This window comes from Aggregatibacter sp. 2125159857, assembly GCF_017798005.1.
GTDB lineage: Bacteria > Pseudomonadota > Gammaproteobacteria > Enterobacterales > Pasteurellaceae > Aggregatibacter.
Genome location: NZ_CP072548.1, coordinates 359,892 through 382,024, shown reverse-complemented (window position 1 = coordinate 382,024; position 22,133 = coordinate 359,892). Strand labels below are relative to the sequence as shown.

General features: G+C 44.1%; 14 protein-coding genes, 7 tRNA genes and 4 rRNA genes. 6 read left to right on the top strand and 19 right to left on the bottom strand.

The genetic code is table 11. The annotated features are described in order from the left end of the window. Positions 1 to 64 precede the first annotated feature (64 nt). Complete coding sequence (folD, locus tag J5X96_RS01935; protein WP_209364018.1) at positions 65 to 925, bottom strand: bifunctional methylenetetrahydrofolate dehydrogenase/methenyltetrahydrofolate cyclohydrolase FolD; 861 nt, start codon at positions 923 to 925, stop codon at positions 65 to 67. 159 nt (positions 926 to 1,084) lie between these two features. Between folD and J5X96_RS01930 the strand changes: the two genes are divergently transcribed. Both J5X96_RS01930 and J5X96_RS01925 read left to right on the top strand, forming a co-directional pair. Next, positions 1,085 to 1,161, top strand: a tRNA-Pro gene (locus tag J5X96_RS01930). Positions 1,162 to 1,194: 33 nt separating this feature from the next. After that, positions 1,195 to 1,271, top strand: a tRNA-Arg gene (locus J5X96_RS01925). 47 nt (positions 1,272 to 1,318) lie between these two features. Here J5X96_RS01925 and J5X96_RS01920 read toward each other — a convergent pair. Continuing rightward, positions 1,319 to 2,689, bottom strand: a complete 1,371-nt coding sequence (locus J5X96_RS01920) for a patatin-like phospholipase family protein (protein WP_209364016.1) — start codon at positions 2,687 to 2,689, stop codon at positions 1,319 to 1,321. Positions 2,690 to 2,858: 169 nt separating this feature from the next. Further along, positions 2,859 to 3,818 (bottom strand): 23S rRNA pseudouridine(955/2504/2580) synthase RluC, encoded by a 960-nt coding sequence (gene rluC, locus J5X96_RS01915; RefSeq protein ID WP_209364745.1) that lies wholly within the window; start codon positions 3,816 to 3,818, stop codon positions 2,859 to 2,861. Between the two features lie 465 nt (positions 3,819 to 4,283). Here rluC and rne point away from each other — a divergent pair, with 465 nt between their 5' ends. Then, the gene (rne, locus tag J5X96_RS01910) at positions 4,284 to 7,142 is read left to right on the top strand and encodes a ribonuclease E (protein ID WP_209364014.1); all 2,859 of its coding nucleotides are present in this window, start codon (positions 4,284 to 4,286) and stop codon (positions 7,140 to 7,142) included. Between the two features lie 98 nt (positions 7,143 to 7,240). Continuing rightward, a tRNA-Ser gene (locus J5X96_RS01905) sits at positions 7,241 to 7,330 on the top strand. Between the two features lie 173 nt (positions 7,331 to 7,503). Here the strand turns inward: J5X96_RS01905 and J5X96_RS01900 are convergent. From J5X96_RS01900 to J5X96_RS01880, 5 genes are all read right to left on the bottom strand, one after another. Then, a complete protein-coding gene (locus J5X96_RS01900) occupies positions 7,504 to 7,893 on the bottom strand; it encodes a RidA family protein (protein ID WP_021615570.1) in 390 nt (129 codons plus the stop codon). Between the two features lie 116 nt (positions 7,894 to 8,009). Beyond that, positions 8,010 to 8,807 carry a serine O-acetyltransferase gene (gene cysE / locus J5X96_RS01895; protein ID WP_021615572.1) on the bottom strand — a complete coding sequence of 266 codons (798 nt, stop codon included), beginning with the start codon at positions 8,805 to 8,807 and terminating at the stop codon, positions 8,010 to 8,012. A gap of 3 nt (positions 8,808 to 8,810) precedes the next feature. Further along, positions 8,811 to 9,824: an NAD(P)H-dependent glycerol-3-phosphate dehydrogenase gene (gene gpsA, locus J5X96_RS01890; RefSeq protein ID WP_209364013.1), complete on the bottom strand. Its 1,014-nt coding sequence runs from the start codon at positions 9,822 to 9,824 to the stop codon at positions 8,811 to 8,813. Positions 9,825 to 9,905: 81 nt separating this feature from the next. Continuing rightward, complete coding sequence (secB, locus tag J5X96_RS01885) at positions 9,906 to 10,409, bottom strand: protein-export chaperone SecB (protein ID WP_209364011.1); 504 nt, start codon at positions 10,407 to 10,409, stop codon at positions 9,906 to 9,908. 14 nt (positions 10,410 to 10,423) lie between these two features. After that, entirely contained in the window at positions 10,424 to 10,864 is a 441-nt protein-coding gene (locus J5X96_RS01880) for a rhodanese-like domain-containing protein (RefSeq protein ID WP_209364743.1), read from the bottom strand. Between the two features lie 321 nt (positions 10,865 to 11,185). Between J5X96_RS01880 and J5X96_RS01875 the strand changes: the two genes are divergently transcribed. After that, positions 11,186 to 12,508: an anaerobic C4-dicarboxylate transporter gene (locus tag J5X96_RS01875; protein WP_209364010.1), complete on the top strand. Its 1,323-nt coding sequence runs from the start codon at positions 11,186 to 11,188 to the stop codon at positions 12,506 to 12,508. A gap of 553 nt (positions 12,509 to 13,061) precedes the next feature. Here the strand turns inward: J5X96_RS01875 and J5X96_RS01870 are convergent. The 11 genes from J5X96_RS01870 to J5X96_RS01820 all read right to left on the bottom strand — a co-directional run bounded on the left by J5X96_RS01870 (position 13,062) and on the right by J5X96_RS01820 (position 21,733). Beyond that, a tRNA-Trp gene (locus J5X96_RS01870) sits at positions 13,062 to 13,137 on the bottom strand. Between the two features lie 29 nt (positions 13,138 to 13,166). After that, a tRNA-Asp gene (locus J5X96_RS01865) sits at positions 13,167 to 13,243 on the bottom strand. Between the two features lie 7 nt (positions 13,244 to 13,250). Next, positions 13,251 to 13,366: ribosomal RNA gene (rrf, locus tag J5X96_RS01860) — 5S ribosomal RNA — on the bottom strand. Positions 13,367 to 13,413: 47 nt separating this feature from the next. Beyond that, positions 13,414 to 13,529 (bottom strand): 5S ribosomal RNA (rrf, locus tag J5X96_RS01855). Positions 13,530 to 13,701: 172 nt separating this feature from the next. Continuing rightward, positions 13,702 to 16,598 (bottom strand): 23S ribosomal RNA (locus J5X96_RS01850). A gap of 313 nt (positions 16,599 to 16,911) precedes the next feature. Further along, positions 16,912 to 16,987, bottom strand: a tRNA-Ala gene (locus J5X96_RS01845). A 97-nt stretch (positions 16,988 to 17,084) separates the two neighbouring features. Continuing rightward, positions 17,085 to 17,161 (bottom strand) — tRNA-Ile (locus J5X96_RS01840). 90 nt (positions 17,162 to 17,251) lie between these two features. Continuing rightward, positions 17,252 to 18,791, bottom strand: a 16S ribosomal RNA gene (locus tag J5X96_RS01835). The 16S, 23S and 5S rRNA genes sit together here with 4 tRNA genes alongside, the layout of an rRNA operon. Positions 18,792 to 19,131: 340 nt before the next feature. Next, the gene (hemG, locus tag J5X96_RS01830) at positions 19,132 to 19,644 is read right to left on the bottom strand and encodes a menaquinone-dependent protoporphyrinogen IX dehydrogenase (protein WP_209364008.1); all 513 of its coding nucleotides are present in this window, start codon (positions 19,642 to 19,644) and stop codon (positions 19,132 to 19,134) included. Then, positions 19,644 to 21,110, bottom strand: a complete 1,467-nt coding sequence (locus tag J5X96_RS01825) for a TrkH family potassium uptake protein (RefSeq protein ID WP_209364006.1) — start codon at positions 21,108 to 21,110, stop codon at positions 19,644 to 19,646. The genes hemG and J5X96_RS01825 overlap by 1 nt, the downstream gene beginning before the upstream one ends. 11 nt (positions 21,111 to 21,121) lie before the next feature. Next, positions 21,122 to 21,733, bottom strand: a complete 612-nt coding sequence (locus tag J5X96_RS01820; RefSeq protein ID WP_209364004.1) for a YigZ family protein — start codon at positions 21,731 to 21,733, stop codon at positions 21,122 to 21,124. Between the two features lie 78 nt (positions 21,734 to 21,811). On the opposite strand from J5X96_RS01820, the gene tusA reads away from it, so the two are divergent. Next, a complete protein-coding gene (gene tusA / locus J5X96_RS01815) occupies positions 21,812 to 22,051 on the top strand; it encodes a sulfurtransferase TusA (protein WP_209364002.1) in 240 nt (79 codons plus the stop codon). Positions 22,052 to 22,133: the final 82 nt, after the last annotated feature.

Genomic DNA, 22,133 nt, shown 5'->3' with positions numbered 1-22,133 from the left:
GCACTTCCGATGTAAAATCGATTTAAAGTGCGGTGGATTTTTTATATCTTTTTTAAGGAAGATGCTACGCTGCTTCCCCCTGTTGTTTTTCATAAGCGGAAAGGGTGTTTTGCATCAACATCGCCACCGTCATCGGGCCCACGCCCCCCGGCACTGGAGTAATATAGGACGCACGCTGTGCCGCCACATCAAATTCCACATCGCCCACAAGTTTACCCTCAAGGCGGTTAATGCCCACATCCACCACTACCGCGCCTTCTTTAATCCATTCGCCTTTAATAAATTTCGGTTTGCCCACCGCCACCACTAAAATATCCGCTTGACGAATATGACTCGCCAAATCTTCGGTGAAACGGTGTGTTACGGTCACGGTGCAACCGGCTAACAGCAATTCAAGTGCCATCGGACGACCGACAATATTAGAGGCGCCCACAATGACTGCGTGTTTGCCATAGAAAGAAATGCCGGTGGTCTCTAATAATTTCATCACGCCGTAAGGAGTACACGCACGCAATGTGGGAATACGTTGGCACAACCGCCCAACATTGTAGGGATGAAAACCGTCCACATCTTTTTCCGGGGAAATTTGCTCAATCACTTTGGTGCTATCAATGTGTTTCGGCAACGGCAACTGCACCAAAATGCCATTAATCTCGGCATCTTGATTCAACTCTTCAATCAGTTCCAATAACGCCTGTTCCGTTGTGGTTTCCGGTAAATCATAGGATTTTGATACGATACCGATTTCAGTACAGCTTTTCCGTTTACTGCCCACATACACTTGCGAGGCAGGATCCGCCCCCACCAAAATCACCGCTAAGCCCGGCGCGCGTTTTCCCTGAGCGACATACTGTGAAATTTGTTGAGCAACATTCGATTTAATTTGACTGGCTAATTGCGTTCCGGAAATAATTTGAGCGGTCATTGGCGTCTCCGATGAAAAAGAAAATACAAACGTTTGCTATTTTGTCAGAAAAGCTCCTTTTATGTAAGCCGGATTGCAATAAATTTAGGCATTCAATGGCAAAATAAAAAAAACTTATTGACTGAATAAGAAAGAAAACTATAATGCTACACATCTTTTCGGCGAGTAGCGCAGTTTGGTAGCGCAACTGGTTTGGGACCAGTGGGTCGTAGGTTCAAATCCTATCTCGCCGACCACTCTCTCTACTTCTTTACTGTTCCTTTTACAATGCGCCCTTAGCTCAGCTGGATAGAGCAACGCCCTTCTAAGGCGTGGGTCAAAGGTTCGAATCCTTTAGGGCGTGCCATTTACCCTCAACATCCACCGCACTTTGCTGATCTCATCTCATTCGTCTCACTGTTGTAATGCATTTAATGCAGCATGATAGGCCTTTGATTGCATTAACAAAATCTTGGCAGCCTCACGTAACTTATCCACATCAGATTCCGGCAAATAAAAGGACGTTCCAATATTTAATACGTCTTTTTTTAGTTGCCCCTCCGGCAAATCTTTTAAACTTAAATTCACAAAATAAATGTGAATTTTTGCTCCCTTTTGGCGTTTAGCATAGGCATTCCATTGATTTACAAATGTTTGTGAATATTGCACGGTCGATTCTGTCGCCTTATCAATCGGCACATTAATCACGGCATTCACCACATCTCTTGCACTCGGCACCTCTGCCGATTTATCAATAAGAGGGGTTCGTTCATTTTGCGCATTCACACTCACCACAATGATATGGCGTAAATGCGATTTTTTGAGTTCTGAATAGAGTTTGCGCATACTCAGCAAATTCGACACGTCCAGCAAACTCACCAACCCTACATTATCCGTTAAACCGCCATCCACTAAATGCAAATAAGGTTGTTCTATACTATCTTGATAACGCGCTAACCGCTTTTGCATAGCATCAAAATAGCTTAACGATAAATGATTGTGTGGCTGTGTTTGCATCAGAAACGCTTTTTTACTTTCAGCGTGGCAAAAGCCGCCATGATTATTCAGTGTTATTGGTGAAAAAATTAATGGCACGGCACTGGATGCCGCCACCGCACGCGCAATTTCAATATCATTCAAATCCACGCAAAGCCAATCAAAGAAGTCTTGCGTAAACGACACTTTCTGTCCTGCTGTCATATCAGTGGCGTTAATCACCGCAAACGGCCCTTTACGCTGCTGCGCCAAATCGGCAAACGTCTTCCCATGATATAACGCCAAATTCAGTTGCTCTTGCAATAAATCGCTCCGCCCGAATTGCGGCGACGTCAGCCGAGGCACATTGCTCAAAGAAAACACTTCGTTAATGACTTTTTTTTGGAAATTTTTCTTGAGAAAAAATGCCTTAAATTTAGGGATCGTCTTTTGCCCCTCCAAGGCAAAATAAGCCGCCAATACCGAACCGCCGGAAACACCATACACCACATCAATATTTTGTAACAACGTATCGCCTTTTTCTGTTGGGCGTACCGCTGTCTGCTGAAACTGTTCTAGTACACCATATCCCAAAGACGCTGCCCGTGAACCGCCACCGGAAAAAGTGACAATCACTAAATTTTCTTTTTCCAGCGCTTGTTGCATGGTCTTTTCTAAACGGTACCCCTTTTCCGGATCAATTTGGCTGAGGGTTTTCGCGGGTTGGTAAAGGATGGAATGGCACGCCGTCAGCAATACCATGCTACTTGCCAGTAAGGTTCTATTCAAAAGAAGCGTCACACGTTTCATAACCTATCCTAGACGTTGATGGGATAAGATTGATTCTACAACGCTTAAAGATAAAGGGGGAAGTGCGGTCAATTTTTTCGCTGTTTTTATTTGAGAAATGTGATCAACACGGCAAAAGTGCGGTCATTTTTTTCAGTATTTTCAAAATGCACGGAAAATCCACCGCACTTTACTTCATCTCTCGCAAGCGTTTTAAAATCCCTTTCATTTTCTCATCCAACTGAGCCGTTAAACGCAACGTTTCACCACTATGCGGATGTTCAAAACGAATAGAATAAGCATGCAAGAATAAACGATTCAAACCAAATTCTGTCATTTGTTGATCGAATACCTTGTCGCCATATTTGCTATCTAAAGCAATAGGATGTCCGGCATATTGCGTATGCACGCGGATTTGGTGGGTTCGGCCTGTAACCGGCGAAGCTTTCACTAACGTGGCATTCTCGTAACGCTCTTCCACAGAAAAACGGGTTTCCGACGGTTTACCTTGCTCACTGACTTTCACAATGCGCTCGCCGCTCGACAGCTCATTTTTTAACAACGGTGCCTGCACCACTTTACAGTGTGATTGCCACTGCCCACGCACAAGGGCTAAATACTCTTTTTGAATCGTTTTTTCACGCAACTGTTCATGTAAATGACGCAACGCAGAACGTTTTTTCGCTACCAATAAAATCCCCGAAGTATCGCGATCCAAACGATGAACCAATTCCAAGAAACGCGCCTCCGGACGAAGCGCACGTAATGCCTCAATCACGCCAAAATCAAGCCCACTGCCCCCATGTACGGCAATACCGGAAGGCTTATTAAGCACCAATAAATAATTGTCTTCAAAAATAATGTGTTGTTCTAATTGGGCGACTTTGGTGAGTTTATGAGAAACGGTGTCCTGTGCTTTTTCTGCCACACGTACCGGTGGAATTCGCACCACATCCTCGGCTTGTAATTTATATTCCGGCTTAATTCTGCCTTTATTCACCCGCACTTCGCCTTTGCGTACAATGCGATAAATCAGGCTTTTAGGCACCCCTTTTAAGCGCGCAAGGAGAAAATTATCTAATCTTTGACCAGCTTCATCATCGCTTATCGTGAGAAATTGCACGTTCGGGTTAACTATTTTTTCATTCATTTTGTGTTTATTACGATCTTTTACATAAAAATTGGCGCGCATCATAGCATATTGCACGGCGAGTTTGAATGTCGCAAAGAATCTTCCACAAAGGGTGAAACGCCTTGCTAAAAATCCCCATTCAAGCGATAATAACGCGCCTTTTTGAGTCATAAAAAAGGCTTTAAAATAAACAGGTTATCATTGATAGAATACAATGCAGCATTCGGCATAAGACGTTGTTATTGCAATGATTTTTAACCATCAATATGAGCGACAGCTTGCAAACCATTTTTTAACCGGTTTTGTTTTTATTCACATATCAAGATGATATGAGTGTGAATAAGGTTGCCAATGCACCCAGCAGATGACAGTCGGGAAGACGGACATTCTGCGACAGACACGAGGTCGGCGACTAAGCAAAGTGCGGTCATTTTTGATGACGTATTTTTAGGGCATAAACCCTTTCGATAAAAGAGAAAACGAATGAAAAGAATGTTAATCAACGCAACTCAAAAAGAAGAGTTGCGCGTTGCGTTAGTCGATGGACAACGCTTATTTGACTTGGACATCGAAAGTCCTGGTCACGAACAGAAAAAAGCCAATATTTACAAAGGGAAAATCACTCGCGTTGAACCGAGTTTAGAAGCCGCTTTTGTGGATTATGGCGCAGAACGTCACGGTTTTTTACCGTTAAAAGAAATTGCACGTGAATATTTCCCGGCGGATTATGTCTATCAAGGTCGCCCGAATATTCGCGATATTATTTCTGAAGGACAAGAAGTTATCGTTCAAGTGAACAAAGAAGAGCGCGGCAATAAAGGTGCTGCGTTGACAACCTTTGTTTCCTTGGCAGGAAGTTATTTGGTGATCATGCCAAACAACCCACGTGCGGGTGGCATTTCTCGCCGCATTGAGGGCGATGAGCGTTTGGAGTTAAAAGATGCTTTGAGTTCTTTAGATGTGCCTGAAGGTGTAGGTTTAATCGTGCGTACCGCCGGTGTAGGTAAATCGCCGGAAGAATTACAATGGGACTTGAAAGTGCTATTGCACCATTGGGAGGCGATCAAACAAGCCTCAGAAAGCCGCCCTGCGCCGTTCTTAATTCACCAAGAAAGTGATGTTATCGTGCGTGCGATTCGCGACTATTTGCGTCGTGATATCGGCGAAATTCTGATTGATAGCCCGAAAGTCTATGAAAAAGCGAAAGCACACATCAAATTAGTGCGTCCGGATTTCATTAATCGAGTGAAATTATATCAAGGCGAAGTACCGCTATTCAGTCATTACCAAATCGAATCCCAAATTGAATCCGCTTTCCAACGTGAAGTGCGTTTACCTTCCGGGGGTTCTATTGTCATTGACGCCACTGAAGCTTTAACAGCCATTGATATTAACTCCGCACGTTCTACCCGTGGCGGTGATATCGAAGAAACCGCATTAAACACTAACCTTGAAGCCGCAGATGAAATTGCGCGTCAATTACGTTTACGCGACTTGGGCGGTTTAATTGTGATCGACTTTATCGATATGACGCCGGTGCGCCATCAGCGTGAAGTGGAAAACCGCATCCGTGATGCCGTACGCCAAGATCGTGCACGTATTCAAATTAGTCGTATTTCTCGCTTCGGTTTGTTGGAAATGTCACGCCAACGTTTGAGTCCGTCATTAGGTGAATCCTCTCATCACGTCTGCCCGCGTTGCCAAGGCACCGGTAAAATCCGTGATAACGAATCACTTTCACTTTCTATCTTGCGTTTATTGGAAGAAGAAGCATTAAAAGAAAATACCAAACAGGTTCACACCATCGTTCCGGTACAAATTGCTTCTTACTTATTAAACGAAAAACGTAAAGCCATTCATAGCATCGAAAAACGCCATGATGTCGATATCATCGTGGTGCCAAACGAAGCGATGGAAACACCGAACTTCAGTGTATTTCGTGTTCGTGATGGCCAAGAAGTGAATGAGTTAAGCTACAATTTGGCAAAATTACATCAAGATCAAGATGAAACCTTTGCTGCTGAGGAATCATTGGTTTCCCGCAATATTGAAGCGACACCGGCAGAAACCCCGGCGGTGGAAAGTGCGGCCGTTTCATTGGCGATTACCATGCCGGCGCCGGCACCGATTGAGCGCAAAGAACCCAAAGCGCCATCGTTGTTAAGCCGTTTATTCGCTGCGTTAAAAGGTTTATTTGCTTCTGAGCCAAAACCGGAAGAGAAAAACAAAAAAGCTCGCCCAAACAACAGAAACATGAACAACCGTAATCGTCGCAATCAAGATCGTCGTAACAACCGTCGTGTTCGCAACGAAAATACGGAAAACGTGATTGAAGAACAAAGTGCGGATAAATCTGAGATTAGAAGCCGTAATCAAGAACGCAATAATAAGCGCAGCCGAAAACCTGAGGTCACTGAAGAAATTGTTAAATCTAGCATTTCTGCGCCGGTTAACGAAGAAAAGGCTGAACCAACACAACGTCGCCAACGTCGAGATTTACACAAAAAAGTTCGTGTTTATGACGAAGCCACAGACAATCCAATACCGCAAGCAGAAAATATGGCACTTGCTGAAAACATCAATGAGCCTCGCCATGTAGAAGCGCCTGTGATTTCGACAAATGCAGCTGATGTCTCAAATGAACCTGAACGCAGTCGTGATAATGCTCGTCAACGTCGTTTACCACGTCATTTACGTGTAAATAATCAACGCCGTCGTCGTCCACAAGAAAAATCACCTATGCCGTTATTTGCTGCAGTGGCGTCTCCGGAGCTTGCTAGCGGTAAAGTCTGGATCGATATGGCGCAAGTCAATCAACCGAAAGAAAAAGAAAATGCGTTCTTATCTGTTGATGAGCTACTTGAACAACAAAATCAATCAAGTGCAGAAACCGAGAAGAGCCTTACTGTGCCAGCCTTGGATATGATTGTTGAGAAAGCTAAAAATGACGTTCAACCATTAACTGAATTTATTGCTCAGCCGGCAAATGATTCTGTTGAGAAGAAAATTCAGGCATCTTTAGAACGTTTAAATCATAACGTGACGTCAGAACCCACTGCGGCAGTAGCTGAACAGGTTGAGCCGAAAACAGCACATGAAGTGAAATTCATGGCTGAAACCGACCGCACTTATGTGTTCAACGGACGAATTGGAACATTCTCTGCAGTCGCGCATACCAAAGCAGAGGCGACATTAGCCAAAGCCTCGGATACGCCAATCGTTGCTTATCCAATCACTGAATGGACAAAATCGCGTTATTATTTCTACGGAAAAGGCGCGGCAGGTCATCACATGGCCATCAGCCATGTTTATGCGGAGCCAACGAAAGCGGAAGTAAAATAATACTATCGACTGAAAATAAAGCAGTTAAATGATTTCTTTTATTTAACTGCTTGACTTAAATAGCAAGAGTCCGTATTATTCACGTCACTTCAACACACGGAGGAATGGTCGAGCGGTTGAAGGCACCGGTCTTGAAAACCGGCGAGGGTTTACGCCCTCCCTGGGTTCGAATCCCAGTTCCTCCGCCATATTCAGAAGAGGCGCTAAGTTTTTACTTAGCGCTTTTTTGTTACATTAAAATAATGCCTAACAATAGAATCAATGCGTCACCTAAATGCGCCATGGTGTAACAAACCAAGAAAAAAGGCCAAACCTCTGTGTAACAAAGGTTTGACCTTAAGAAGTCATATTCACTAAAGAATTATGATCTAACAGCAATCGCTTCGATTTCTAATCCAACATCTTTCGGCAAACGCGCGACTTCGACACAAGAACGTGCCGGAAAACTTGGATGATGATGTGCCTTGAAAAAGGCTTCATACTCTGCGTTAACTGTTGCAAAATCTTTTAAATCTTTCACAAATACCGTGGTTTTCACAATATCTTTCACGCCTAAACCGGCTTGTTCTAAAATGGCTTTAATATTTTCTAAAGACTGTCTCGCTTGTTGAGCAATATCTGTCGGAATCTCGCCAGTTTGCGGGTTCACCGGAATTTGTCCGGAGGTGAACACCAAATTCCCCAAATCAACGGCTTGAACATAAGGGCCGATGGCTGCCGGTGCTTTATCGGTATGAATTACGTTTGTCATTTTTTACCTCATTTTCTCCTGGTTACGACTTTTCTCACGACAGTTTCTAGAGAAACCAGAAACCATCATCAGAAAAGTGCGGTCAATTTTTATGATGTTTTTACTGATGGTGTGTGCTAAATGTTTAATTCCATGCCCAGATCAATAAAATTTTGGTCCATCTCAAATGCCGGTTTGGCATCTTTGTCTTTGCCTATAATGCGTGCCGGTACGCCGGCGGCGGTGGCATAGTCCGGAACCGGTTGTAGGACCACTGAATTAGCACCGATTTTAGCGTATTTGCCGACTTCGATATTGCCTAAAATCTTCGCGCCGGCACCGATCATCACACCTTCATGAATTTTCGGATGGCGATCGCCACATTCTTTACCGGTTCCGCCAAGCGTAACGCCTTGCAAAATAGACACGTTATTTTCAATCACGGACGTTTCCCCTACCACAATACCGGTGGCATGGTCAAACATAATGCCATGACCGATTTTTGCTGCCGGGTGAATATCCACATCAAACGCCACAGAAATCTGATTTTGCAGGTAAATCGCAAGTGCTTTGCGATTTTGTTGCCATAAATAGTGTGTAATACGATAACTTTGAATGGCATGAAACCCTTTTAAATAAAGCAATGGTGTTGACCAAAGCTCCACTGCCGGATCGCGCTGACGCACCGCTTGAATGTCACAGGCAGCACATTCAATGATGCTTGGTTTTTCCTGATAGGTTTCTTCAATAATCTCACGCAAGGCAATTGCCGGCATAATCGTATTGGCTAATTTGTTCGCTAAAATATAACTTAACGCGCTGCCTAAGTTATGGTGTTTTAAAATGGTGGAATGGAAAAAACTGGCAAGCATAGGTTCATTCTCTACCAACTCTTTCGCTTCCTGACGAATAGATTGCCAAACCGTTGATGACATGAATTATTCCTCTTTACGTTCTCTGCCTAATAAATTTACTGCCGCTTCTTTTGCATTTTTACCACAAAATAGCACTTGATAAATTTGCTCCGTGATAGGCATTTCGATACCGTGCCGTTGCGCAAGCAAATGCGCTTCTTTTGTATTATAAAAGCCCTCCACGACCTGACCGATGTTATCCATTGCCGTTTGAGCAGAAAAGCCCTGCCCCAACATAATACCAAAGCGACGGTTGCGGGATTGATTGTCAGTACAGGTTAAAACAAGATCACCTAACCCCGACATTCCCATAAATGTATTCGGGTTTGCCCCAAGTGCGGTGCCTAAACGGGATATTTCGGCAATGCCACGCGTAATCAGCGCTGTTCTGGCGTTTGCGCCAAATCCCATGCCATCGGAAATGCCTGCACCGATAGCAATCACGTTTTTAATCGCTCCACCCAACTGCACACCAAGCATATCGTTGTTAATATACACACGAAAATGTTTACTGCAATGAATACGCGCCTGAAACTGCAACGCAAATTCTTCGTTATTCGACGCTAAAGTAATTGCTGTAGGAAGCCCTGATGCCAGCTCTTTAGCAAAGGTTGGCCCGGAAAGCACGGCTAACGGATAGTGGTTGCCCAATTTTTCCTTAATCACCTCTTCTAACAAACGACCCGTATCCCGCTCCAAGCCTTTCGTTGCCCAAATGATACGGCTGTCAGGACGTAAGTGCGGTCGAATTTGTGAGAGAATGTCACCAAAACAATGACTTGGAACCGCCAACAATAAATCCCGTGAGGCTTGAATCGCTTTCGCTAAATCGGCTTCCAGAGATAACGTCTCAGGGAAAAGAATATCCGGCAAAAATTCTGCATTTTGTCGCTCAGCATTCAGTTTCTGCATTTTTTGCGGATTGTGCCCCCAAAGGTAAGTGGGATGTCCATTACGTGAAAATGCAATGGCTAATGCCGTACCGAAAGAACCGGCGCCTAACACAGTAATTGAAGAATGGGTCAAAGTCGTATTCATCATTAACTCCTTGAATGGCGAAAAAGACGGTAACGAAAAAAATAAACCCGCTTTATCACTTAATGAAGCGGGTTTTGCAGATTAGTTCACGCTTGGTTGCTCTTCGGATTCTTGCTCTTGTTGTTGACGTTGTAAATACTCAACAAATAATGCATCGAAGTTCACCGGAGAAAGGTTTAATGCTGGGAATGTGCCACGATTAACTAAGTTAGAGACTAATTCGCGCGCATATGGGAATAGCATATTTGGGCATTGCGCTGTTAAACAATGCGCCATTTGCATATCATCTAAACCACTAATCGTGAATACACCGGCTTGTTTAACTTCACAAATAAACGCTACATCACCGGAATCTTCCAATGTGGTTTCAACGGAAAGATTTAAACACACTTCATATAAATCATCGCCTAATTTTACGGTTTCGGTAGATAAATCAAACGACAATTTCGGTTTCCATTCTTGATGGAAAATATGTGGAAGATTTGGCGCTTCAAAAGAAATATCTTTGACATAGATACGTTGAATTTGAAGTACGCCTTGAGGCTCTTGCTCTTCGTTCATCACGTCTTTTTTTTCTTCGGTCATATTGGAGTCCTTATTTATTTTCTAACTAAAGGTAAGCTTGCTGCACGCCAGCCTGCTAGGCCATCTTTTAATGTATATACATGATTAAAGCCTTGTTTTGCCAAAATCTCGGCAGAGGTTGTCGAGGTTACCCCATTTGTACACACTAAAATCACCGGTGTGTCTTTATGTTGTTCAATTTTGCCAATGTTGTGATTTTTAATTTCGGTAGGCAACAGGTTGAGGCTATTGATAATATGTCCATTGGTAAACTCATCAATAGAACGCAAGTCAATAACCACGGCATTTTGATTGTTAATTAAGGCAATTGCTTCAGCGTTATCAATCACCTTTGTTTTACTGGTGGCGGCTTTAATAAAGCTGAAAATCACCATAATAAACACAGCCACCCAAGCAACAACAATGAGTGTATGATTTTTGGCAAACGCCGTTGCCATCGGCATAAATTCTTCCATTTGTTTCTCAATCATTAGGTTTAAAAAGAAAGCTAGAGTATAACTTTACTTTCGCCATTTATCAAAAATTATTGTTTTTATTCCAAGGCAGAACTTGCTCAAATAACAATCATTTATTGATTTAAAATGTGACCTAGATCATAAATCAATCAGAACATCAAATCTCTTACATACTCACTATTACGTAATTCTTATATAATTAAATCGATTTTTGAGTTACGACATCTTGATTTATCTTAAATAAGGTAGGTCTATCAAATATCGCTGAGTATAATTTCTTATACCCCATACAAGTTTTATGTTTTACTTAAAGGAGGCAGTATGTCTGCTATGTTTTTACTTCAGTTCGCCATCGTGTTGCTCTGTATTTTAGTCGGTGCGCGCGTGGGTGGTATCGGTTTGGGTGTCTTTGGCGGCTTGGGGCTGGCTATCTTATCTTTCGGTTTCGGCTTAAAACCGGCGGGTTTGCCAATTGACGTGATGTTTATGATTATGGCAGTAGTTTCTGCGGCAGCAGCAATGCAAGCGTCAGGTGGTTTAGATTACATGATCAAAATTGCGACAAATATTTTACGTCGCAATCCAAAGCATATTACATTTATCGCCCCTGCAGTGACTTGGACCTTTACGCTATTAGCCGGTACGGGCCACGTTGCCTATTCTGTATTACCGGTAATTGCCGAAGTGAGTCGTCAAAATGGCGTCCGTCCTGAACGTCCAATGTCCATGGCGGTTATCGCCTCTCAATTTGCGATTGTTGCCAGTCCGATTGCTGCCGCTGTAGTTGCAGTTGTCGCGTATCTTGAACCGCAAGGCATTCATTTAGGGGATGTGTTAATCGTTACAATTCCTTCTACTATTCTGGGAATTTTCTGCGCTTGTCTATTTGTCAATAAAATGGGTAAAGAATTAAAAGATGATCCGGAATATCAACGTCGTTTACACGATCCAAAATATGCGGAAGCCTTTAATTCAACTGTTGTCGGTAAAGAGCTTGAAATTAGTAAATCCGCCAAAATCTCCGTATCCCTTTTCTTATTTGGTTCGTTACTTGTTGTGTTAATGGGGGCTATGCCTTCTCTTCGTCCGGTATTTGATGGCAAACCAATGGGTATGGCGCATACCATTGAGATCATCATGCTATCTATCGGTGCGTTAATTATCTTAACCTGTAAACCGGATGGCACTGAAATTACTAAAGGTTCTGTATTCCACGCCGGTATGCGTGCGGTAATCGCTATTTTCGGTATTGCATGGTTAGGTGATACCTTAATGCAAGCCCATATGGAAGAAGTTAAAGGTTTAGTAAAAGGTTTAGTCGAAACCGCACCTTGGACATTTGCTTTAGCACTATTCGTCCTTTCTGTGTTAGTCAACAGCCAAGGCGCAACAGTAGCAACGTTATTCCCGCTTGGTATCGCACTTGGTATTCCACCGGCTATCTTGATTGGCGTATTTGTAGCAGTAAACGGTTATTTCTTTATTCCGAACTACGGCCCAATCATTGCTTCAATTGACTTTGACACAACCGGTACAACACGAATCGGTAAATACATTTTTAACCATAGTTTCATGCTACCCGGCTTATTAAGCATGGCATTTTGTTTAGGTTTTGGCTTATTATTTGCCAATATCTTGCTATAACAACATCCCTTAACAACATATAGCGCCTGATATCAGGCGCTATTTTTTTAATAATTCGCACGAAATAACGTCAAAAATGACCGCACTTTATTTCTCATCGCACAATCGGCAAAACGAAACTTTCCTTCCCAACAAGCTAAGGGAGAACCTATGAAAACAATAGCATTAGGTAAAGGGATAATATTATGCCAAAACAAAATACACAAAATGCTCTTTAAAGACGACATTTTATTGTTGACTAGATGATTAGATAAAGATTTGAAGGCGTTATAATGTCTAGTGTAACAAGGTCTATAAACAACCACTACCAATATTCATTGGTCATCAATGTAAAAAAGAGTGTACTACTCGCTCAATCTTTTTATAAAGCACATAAGATATATAGAATGCTCTACATTCTCAAAAACGGGAAACAAACTGTCAAACTATTTACTGTTTAGTATTTGCCTGAACAATTACAGTTAAACTAAAACAAGATATTCACGCGAAATTTAAATAGAATTTATAAAAAGATAGAATATTTTGATGGGATATATAACGAGGGTATAATCAATGGCAGGGGCGGAGAGGCTCGAACTCCCAACACCCGGTTTTGGAGACCGGTGCTCTACCAATTGAACTACGCCCCTATTGGTATGTAACTTTAGATAACTGAAATTGGCGGAATGGACGGGACTCGAACCCGCGACCCCCTGCGTGACAGGCAGGTATTCTAACCAGCTGAACTACCACTCCTAATAGGGATTAGCAGTGACCTACTCTCACATGGGAACATCCCACACTACCATCGGCATAACAGCATTTCACTTCTGAGTTCGGTATGGAATCAGGTGGGCCTACTGCATTATGACTGCTAAAAAATTTATTACTTGAATAAACTAACATTTAATTTACTCAAGTAATAAACTTGGCGGTGACCTACTCTCACATGGGAACATCCCACACTACCATCGGCATAACAGCGTTTCACTTCTGAGTTCGGTATGGAATCAGGTGGGTCCACCGCATTATCGCCGCCAAAAATCGGTCGATGATATTCTTCTCTTTCTCTCTTATCTCTTTCTTTTTATTTCTCTGTCTTCTTCAAACTAAAACAAGCTGACTCTCCACTTTCTCTTCTTCGTCTCGTCTCTTAACTGTTACCTTCTACTTCGCTCCATGCTCCAGGTCTCCCCAAAACACTTGAGCGTTGTATGGCTAAGCCTCTCGGGCAATTAGTATGCGTTAGCTCAATGTATCACTACACTTACACACCGCACCTATCTACGTCTTAGTCTTAAACAACCCTTACACACTTGATGTGTGGGAGAACTCATCTCTTGGCAAGTTTCGTGCTTAGATGCTTTCAGCACTTATCTCTTCCGCATGTAGCTACCCGGCAATGCGTCTGGCGACACAACCGGAACACCAGTGATGCGTCCACTCCGGTCCTCTCGTACTAGGAGCAGCCCCAATCAATTCTCCAACGCCCACGGCAGATAGGGACCGAACTGTCTCACGACGTTCTAAACCCAGCTCGCGTACCACTTTAAATGGCGAACAGCCATACCCTTGGGACCTACTTCAGCCCCAGGATGTGATGAGCCGACATCGAGGTGCCAAACACCGCCGTCGATATGAACTCTTGGGCGGTATCAGCCTGTTATCCCCGGAGTACCTTTTATCCGTTGAGCGATGGCCCTTCCATGCAGAACCACCGGATCACTATGACCTACTTTCGTACCTGCTCGACTTGTCTGTCTCGCAGTTAAGCTTGCTTATACCATTGCACTAACCTCACGATGTCCGACCGTGATTAGCAAACCTTCGTGCTCCTCCGTTACGCTTTGGGAGGAGACCGCCCCAGTCAAACTACCCACCAGACACTGTCCGAGACCACGTTTCGCAATCTTCGTTAGAACATCAAACGTTAAAGGGTGGTATTTCAAGGACGACTCCATAATCACTGGCGTGACTACTTCAAAGTCTCCCACCTATCCTACACATCAAAATTCAATGTTCAGTGTCAAGCTATAGTAAAGGTTCACGGGGTCTTTCCGTCTAGCCGCGGGTACACCGCATCTTCACGGCGATTTCAATTTCACTGAGTCTCGGGTGGAGACAGCCTGGCCATCATTATGCCATTCGTGCAGGTCGGAACTTACCCGACAAGGAATTTCGCTACCTTAGGACCGTTATAGTTACGGCCGCCGTTTACTGGGGCTTCGATCAGGAGCTTCTCTTTCGATTACACCATCAATTAACCTTCCAGCACCGGGCAGGCATCACACCCTATACGTCCACTTTCGTGTTTGCAGAGTGCTGTGTTTTTAATAAACAGTTGCAGCCAGCTGGTATCTTCGACCGGTTCAACCTTCGCCCGCAAGGGACTACAATCTACGCCGGCGCACCTTCTCCCGAAGTTACGGTGCTATTTTGCCTAGTTCCTTCACCCGAGTTCTCTCAAGCGCCTGAGTATTCTCTACCTGACCACCTGTGTCGGTTTTCAGTACGGTTTAGTAAAGCCTTTCGCTTAGTGGCTTTTCCTGGAAGTGTGGTATCAGTTACTTCAGCTCCGTAGAGCCTCGTCATCATCTCTCAGTGTTAAGGAAGTCCGGATTTGCCTAAACTTCCCACCTACCAACTTAAACGTACATATCCAACAGTACGCTAACCTAACCTGCTCCGTCCCCACATCGCAGCTTTACCAAGTACGGGAATATTAACCCGTTTCCCATCGACTACGCTTTTCAGCCTCGCCTTAGGGGCCGACTCACCCTGCCCCGATTAACGTTGGACAGGAACCCTTGGTCTTCCGGCGAACGGGTTTTTCACCCGTTTTATCGTTACTTATGTCAGCATTCGCACTTGTGATACGTCCAACAGCCCTCTCGAACCATCTTCATCCGCTTACACAACGCTCCCCTACCCAACAGACTTTCGTCTGATGCCGCAGCTTCGGTGCTATATTTGAGCCCCGTTACATCTTCCGCGCAGGCCGACTCGACTAGTGAGCTATTACGCTTTCTTTAAATGATGGCTGCTTCTAAGCCAACATCCTAGCTGTCTAAGCCTTCCCACTTCGTTTCCCACTTAATATAGACTTTGGGACCTTAGCTGGCGGTCTGGGTTGTTTCCCTCTCCACGACGGACGTTAGCACCCGCCGTGTGTCTCCTGAGTATCACTCTTCGGTATTCGTAGTTTGCATCGGGTTGGTAATCCGGGATGGACCCCTAGCCGAAACAGTGCTCTACCCCCGAAGGTGTCCGCTCAAGGCTCTACCTAAATAGATTTCGGGGAGAACCAGCTATCTCCCGGTTTGATTGGCCTTTCACCCCCAGCCACAAGTCATCCGCTAATTTTTCAACATTAGTCGGTTCGGTCCTCCAGTTAGTGTTACCCAACCTTCAACCTGCCCATGGCTAGATCACCGGGTTTCGGGTCTATACCTTGCAACTCAACGCCCAGTTAAGACTCGGTTTCCCTTCGGCTCCCCTATTCGGTTAACCTCGCTACAAAATATAAGTCGCTGACCCATTATACAAAAGGTACGCAGTCACCCTTGCGGGCTCCCACTGCTTGTACGTACAAGGTTTCAGGTTCTATTTCACTCCCCTCACCGGGGTTCTTTTCGCCTTTCCTTCACAGTACTGGTTCACTATCGGTCAATCAGGAGTATTTAGCCTTGGAGGATGGTCCCCCCATCTTCAAACAGGATATCACGTGTCCCGCCCTACTTCTCGTTAGCTTAGTACCACGACCTGGACTTCGAGTACGGGGCTATCACCCTGTGTCGCCAAGCTTCCCAGCTTGTTCCTCTGTCTCTATCGCTATCACTAACAGGCTCTTTCGCTTTCGCTCGCCGCTACTCACAAAATCTCGGTTGATTTCTTTTCCTCGGGGTACTTAGATGTTTCAGTTCTCCCGGTTCGCCTCACTTACCTATGAATTCAGTAAGTGATAGTAGATTCTTCATCTACTGGGTTTCCCCATTCGGACATCTTGGATTAAACGCCTCTTATCGACTCATCCAAGCTTTTCGCAGATTAGCACGTCCTTCTTCGCCTCTGATTGCCAAGGCATCCACCTTGTACGCTTTGTCACTTAGCCATACAACCTCAAGTATTCTTAGGATGAACAATCTGATGAAGATAAAATGGAATTTAAAGTTAAAATTCACTTTACATCATAGATTGATGCTAAAAACACGTTAGGTTTGTCAGCCGTAACAGTTAATTTATTCAGAATCATTGCCTTTTATCAATGACCCTTACTCAGACTTTCTTGAAAGTCTCGTTTTCAGCTTGTTTCTAGTTTGTTAAAGAACAGTTTATAAAGAAAGTTATCTCTTTATATCATCATAGTTAAATCAACTTTATCGTTCACTTATGATTTATCGTAATAAACTTAACTATGATGATATTGGTGGAGATAAGCGGGATCGAACCGCTGACCTCCTGCGTGCAAGGCAGGCGCTCTCCCAGCTGAGCTATATCCCCAATCACATCCTTTGGTTTTCACTCATACACAGTGTGTTTGATATTTTCGTTGTCAACGTTAATTTACTAACATAATTTATCAAATCACCGGTCTAAGTGGTGGGTCTGAGTGGACTTGAACCACCGACCTCACCCTTATCAGGGGTGCGCTCTAACCACCTGAGCTACAGACCCAATAGGATTTATTTTCGATACGTTTATTCTTCTTTTGTTTACAATCATCAGCCAAACTGTGTGGACACTTAAAGTCAATTCTATCTTTGGTAAGGAGGTGATCCAACCGCAGGTTCCCCTACGGTTACCTTGTTACGACTTCACCCCAGTCATGAATCATACCGTGGTAAACGCCCTCCCGAAGGTTAAGCTATCTACTTCTGGTACAACCCACTCCCATGGTGTGACGGGCGGTGTGTACAAGGCCCGGGAACGTATTCACCGCGACATTCTGATTCGCGATTACTAGCGATTCCGACTTCATGGAGTCGAGTTGCAGACTCCAATCCGGACTTAGACGTACTTTCTGAGATTCACTCCACCTCGCGGCTTCGTCACCCTCTGTATACGCCATTGTAGCACGTGTGTAGCCCTACTCGTAAGGGCCATGATGACTTGACGTCATCCCCACCTTCCTCCGGTTTATCACCGGCAGTCTCCTTTGAGTTCCCGACCGAATCGCTGGCAACAAAGGATAAGGGTTGCGCTCGTTGCGGGACTTAACCCAACATTTCACAACACGAGCTGACGACAGCCATGCAGCACCTGTCTCATGGTTCCCGAAGGCACTCCCGTATCTCTACAAGATTCCATGGATGTCAAGAGTAGGTAAGGTTCTTCGCGTTGCATCGAATTAAACCACATGCTCCACCGCTTGTGCGGGCCCCCGTCAATTCATTTGAGTTTTAACCTTGCGGCCGTACTCCCCAGGCGGTCGATTTATCACGTTAGCTACGGGCACCAAGCTTAAAGCTCAATCCCCAAATCGACAGCGTTTACAGCGTGGACTACCAGGGTATCTAATCCTGTTTGCTCCCCACGCTTTCGCACATGAGCGTCAGTACATTCCCAAGGGGCTGCCTTCGCCTTCGGTATTCCTCCACATCTCTACGCATTTCACCGCTACACGTGGAATTCTACCCCTCCCTAAAGTACTCTAGCTACCCAGTCTGAAATGCAATTCCCAGGTTAAGCCCGGGGATTTCACACCTCACTTAAATAGCCGCCTGCGTGCCCTTTACGCCCAGTTATTCCGATTAACGCTCGCACCCTCCGTATTACCGCGGCTGCTGGCACGGAGTTAGCCGGTGCTTCTTCTGTGATTAACGTCAATTTGTTGCGCTATTAACACAACAACCTTCCTCGTCACCGAAAGAACTTTACAACCCGAAGGCCTTCTTCATTCACGCGGCATGGCTGCGTCAGGGTTGCCCCCATTGCGCAATATTCCCCACTGCTGCCTCCCGTAGGAGTCCGGGCCGTGTCTCAGTCCCGGTGTGGCTGGTCATCCTCTCAGACCAGCTAGAGATCGTCGGCTTGGTAGGCCTTTACCCCACCAACTACCTAATCCCACTTGGGCTCATCTCATGGCATGTGGCCTTGCGGTCCCACACTTTCATCTCTCGATTCTACGCGGTATTAGCGACAGTTTCCCGTCGTTATCCCCCTCCATAAGCCAGATTCCCAAGCATTACTCACCCGTCCGCCACTCGTCAGCAAGAAAGCAAGCTTTCTCCTGTTACCGTTCGACTTGCATGTGTTAAGCCTGCCGCCAGCGTTCAATCTGAGCCATGATCAAACTCTTCAATTCAAAAAGTTTAATCGCTCAATACTGCTGACTTAATTAATCATCTATATAAATAAACGAATCTTCGTAGCACTATTCAGTTCAATTTTAAAATTCTTTAATGATAAAAACGAATCTTCAAGTGCCCACACAGTTTGTCTGATTGATTGTTAAAGAACATTTGCACTAAGCAAGGTTGATAATTTTAACTTCTCATTATTTTATCGTCAAGAAAAATTTTCAAGAATTTTTCTTTTTGTTTGCTACCCTTGCGGTGCGGAGGCGTATTATAGAGATTCGATCTTGAGGATCAAGTGTTTTTTTTCAAAAAAATGTTTGATAGGTTAGAAAAAATACAATTTGCTTATTTGATCTGCAAAAACGCCTCAGAAAATGACCGCACTTTCTGCCAATCTGTATATTCGATTTCTTTTGTCGGATCTGTTTCTCCGCCAGTGATGCGCATAATCAATTGGATCATAATGCGATCGAAAAACTTATAGCGCGGATAAAGCAGCGCGCCGGCAAACACTGCCGATATCGTCGGCTTCCATGTCATCCGTTGCAAAAATTTACGCACATATACGTTCGTTTCCGGTGTGGATTTTTCAGGTTTTCGCGCCGTTAAATTGACGCCGAAAAATGCCGTCGTCTTCTGATTTAAAAGTGCGGTGTGTTTTTCTAACATTTTATACAGCTGTTTATTAAAATGCCCGTAGCGGATCGAGGCGCCAATCATAATACGATCATAGGCTTGAAGATCGAATTCATCATGAATTGACTTAACCTCCACGTTTTCTTTAATCACATTTGCAATAAAACTGGCTATTTTTTGGGTTTGTCCATCATGTGTGGAATAGAGAATGAGCGTTTTCATTAAGATTTCCAAAATGTCGGTGTAAATAGAACTAAAAGTGAGAAGATTTCTAAACGTCCGCACACCATCGCTAACGTGAGAACCCATTTGGCACTGTCGGGAATATCAACAAAATTACTGCTGACCGACCCTAGTGCCGGTCCAAGATTATTTAAGCAAGCAATGACGGCATTGAATGCGTCAAACGTCTCAACGCCACAGCTAATCACGCCTAGTAAACAAATGACAAAGACCAATAAATAGGCAGAAAAAAACGCCCAAATACTTTGAATCACCCTTTCATCCAATACGCGTTTACCCAATTTTATCGGATAGACTAAATTCGGATGAATTAAGCGATTAAGCTCTCGTTTACCTTGTAAATAAAGCACAAGTACGCGCACGACTTTCAATCCGCCACCAGTCGATCCTGCACAACCGCCGATAAAAGAGGCGAATAATAATAAGATCGGAAGAAATAATGGCCACTGATCGAAACTTGAGGTGGTATAACCTGCGGTTGTCGAAATGGAAACCGATTGGAATGCCGATTGTTCAAGATTTTGTAGCCAATCATCATTAAAACGATGATGCCCAAGCAACATCACAAAACATACCGCAATAAGCACCAATTGAATAAAAATAAAAAAGCGAAATTCCGGATCACGAAAATAGCTCGACAGGATATTGCCTTTGCCGATTTGAGAAAATGCATTGAAATGCAAGGCGTAGTTGCAACCTGAAATCAGCAAAAATGCAATCGTAATTACGTTGACGGCGGAACTATTAAAATAAGCCATACTGCTATCATGCGTAGAAAAGCCACCAATAGAAACAGTTGAGAAACTGTGGCTAATTGCATCAAATGGCGACATTCCGGCTAGCCAATAAGCCATTGCGCACAGTGTCGTTAATGAAGCATAAATGAACCATAATGTTTTCGCTGTTTCGGTAATTCTCGGGCGCATTTTATTTTCTTTGACCGGCCCGGAAATTTCCGCACGATATAGCGACATTCCCCCGATGCCGAGTAACGGAATAATGGCGACAGCCAGCACAATAATTCCCATGCCACCTAACCATTGCAAAAACTGACGATAAAATAAAATAGCTTTAGGCAGCTTGTCTAAGCCAATAATATTGGTTGCGCCTGTCGTGGTTAATCCGGAAAAAGATTCAAAAAATGCAGAGGCAATCGTCAAATCGGGATCTTCAAATAAAATAAATGGAATCGCCCCCAAACTTCCCATTACCACCCAAAAGGCCACAACAATTAAAAACCCCTCACGTGATCGCAGTTCTTCTTTGTGATGATGGCACGCCCACCACAAAATAGCGCCGGCGATAGCGCTAATCACAAAAGATTGAATAAAGGCTTTACCGCCACCGTCTCCGTAAAGCAGGGCGACAAATGCCGGCAATAACATTGTGCCTGAAAAGCACATCACAAGAATGCCGACAATCCGTAAAATAGATAGAAAATGCACAAAAAACTCTCTTACTCACTCTGTTCCAAAGATAATCTACCGGCAGATTTTTCGGTCAATTCCCGTTCAAATGCCTGCAATTTATCTAAGCGAACCCCTAACATCACTGTAACTTCAGCCTGAAAATCTTGCTCGATAACCGCCACATCATATTTTTCGCACAATGCTTGTAGCCACTGAATTTGGCTGTAATCACACCGCACTTGATAGCGCAAATAGTCCACTTTGGTCGTGACGTCCAACCGCTTTAACGCTTGTTGAACACCGCCGCCATAAGCCCGAACCAAGCCGCCGGTCCCCAGCAAAATGCCACCATAATACCGAACCGTTACTGCGCAAATTTCACCTAATCCGCTTCCTTGTAAAGCCGCCAACATCGGTTTTCCTGCCGTTCCCGCCGGTTCGCCGTCATCCGAAAAACCAAGCTGTTGTGAATCATTGGGCTTGCCCGCCACCGTTGCCCAACACCAATGCCGGGCATTCGGGTGCAATACCTTAATTTCATGCCAGAAGGCTTTCGCCTCAGCCAAACCTTCCGTGTGGCGCAAATAGGTAATAAAACGGCTTTTTTTAATTTCTTCGGTAAAATCCACCGCACTTTTAGGAATGCTATATTCAATCATACCATTAAGGAATTTTGCTGATTTTATACTGTGTTTTATTGTATTATAACCTGCAATTTTTCATAACAAATAGCCAAAATGAAGAACATCACAATCACCCAAACACTGGATACTATCGGGCTGCGATGCCCTGAGCCGGTCATGTTAATCCGCAAGCATATTCGCCATTTAGAAAACGGTGATGTGCTTTTAATGTTAGCCGATGATCCGGCCACAACGCGAGACATCCCCAGTTTTTGCCAATTTATGGAGCACACCCTGTTGCATAGCGAAACCGAACAACTTCCCTATCGCTACTGGGTAAAAAAAGGAAAATGATAATAACAAAAAGTGCGGTGAATTTTAAAAGCATTTCTAAAATCCACCGCACTTTCACTTATTTGCCATCACAATCATACTC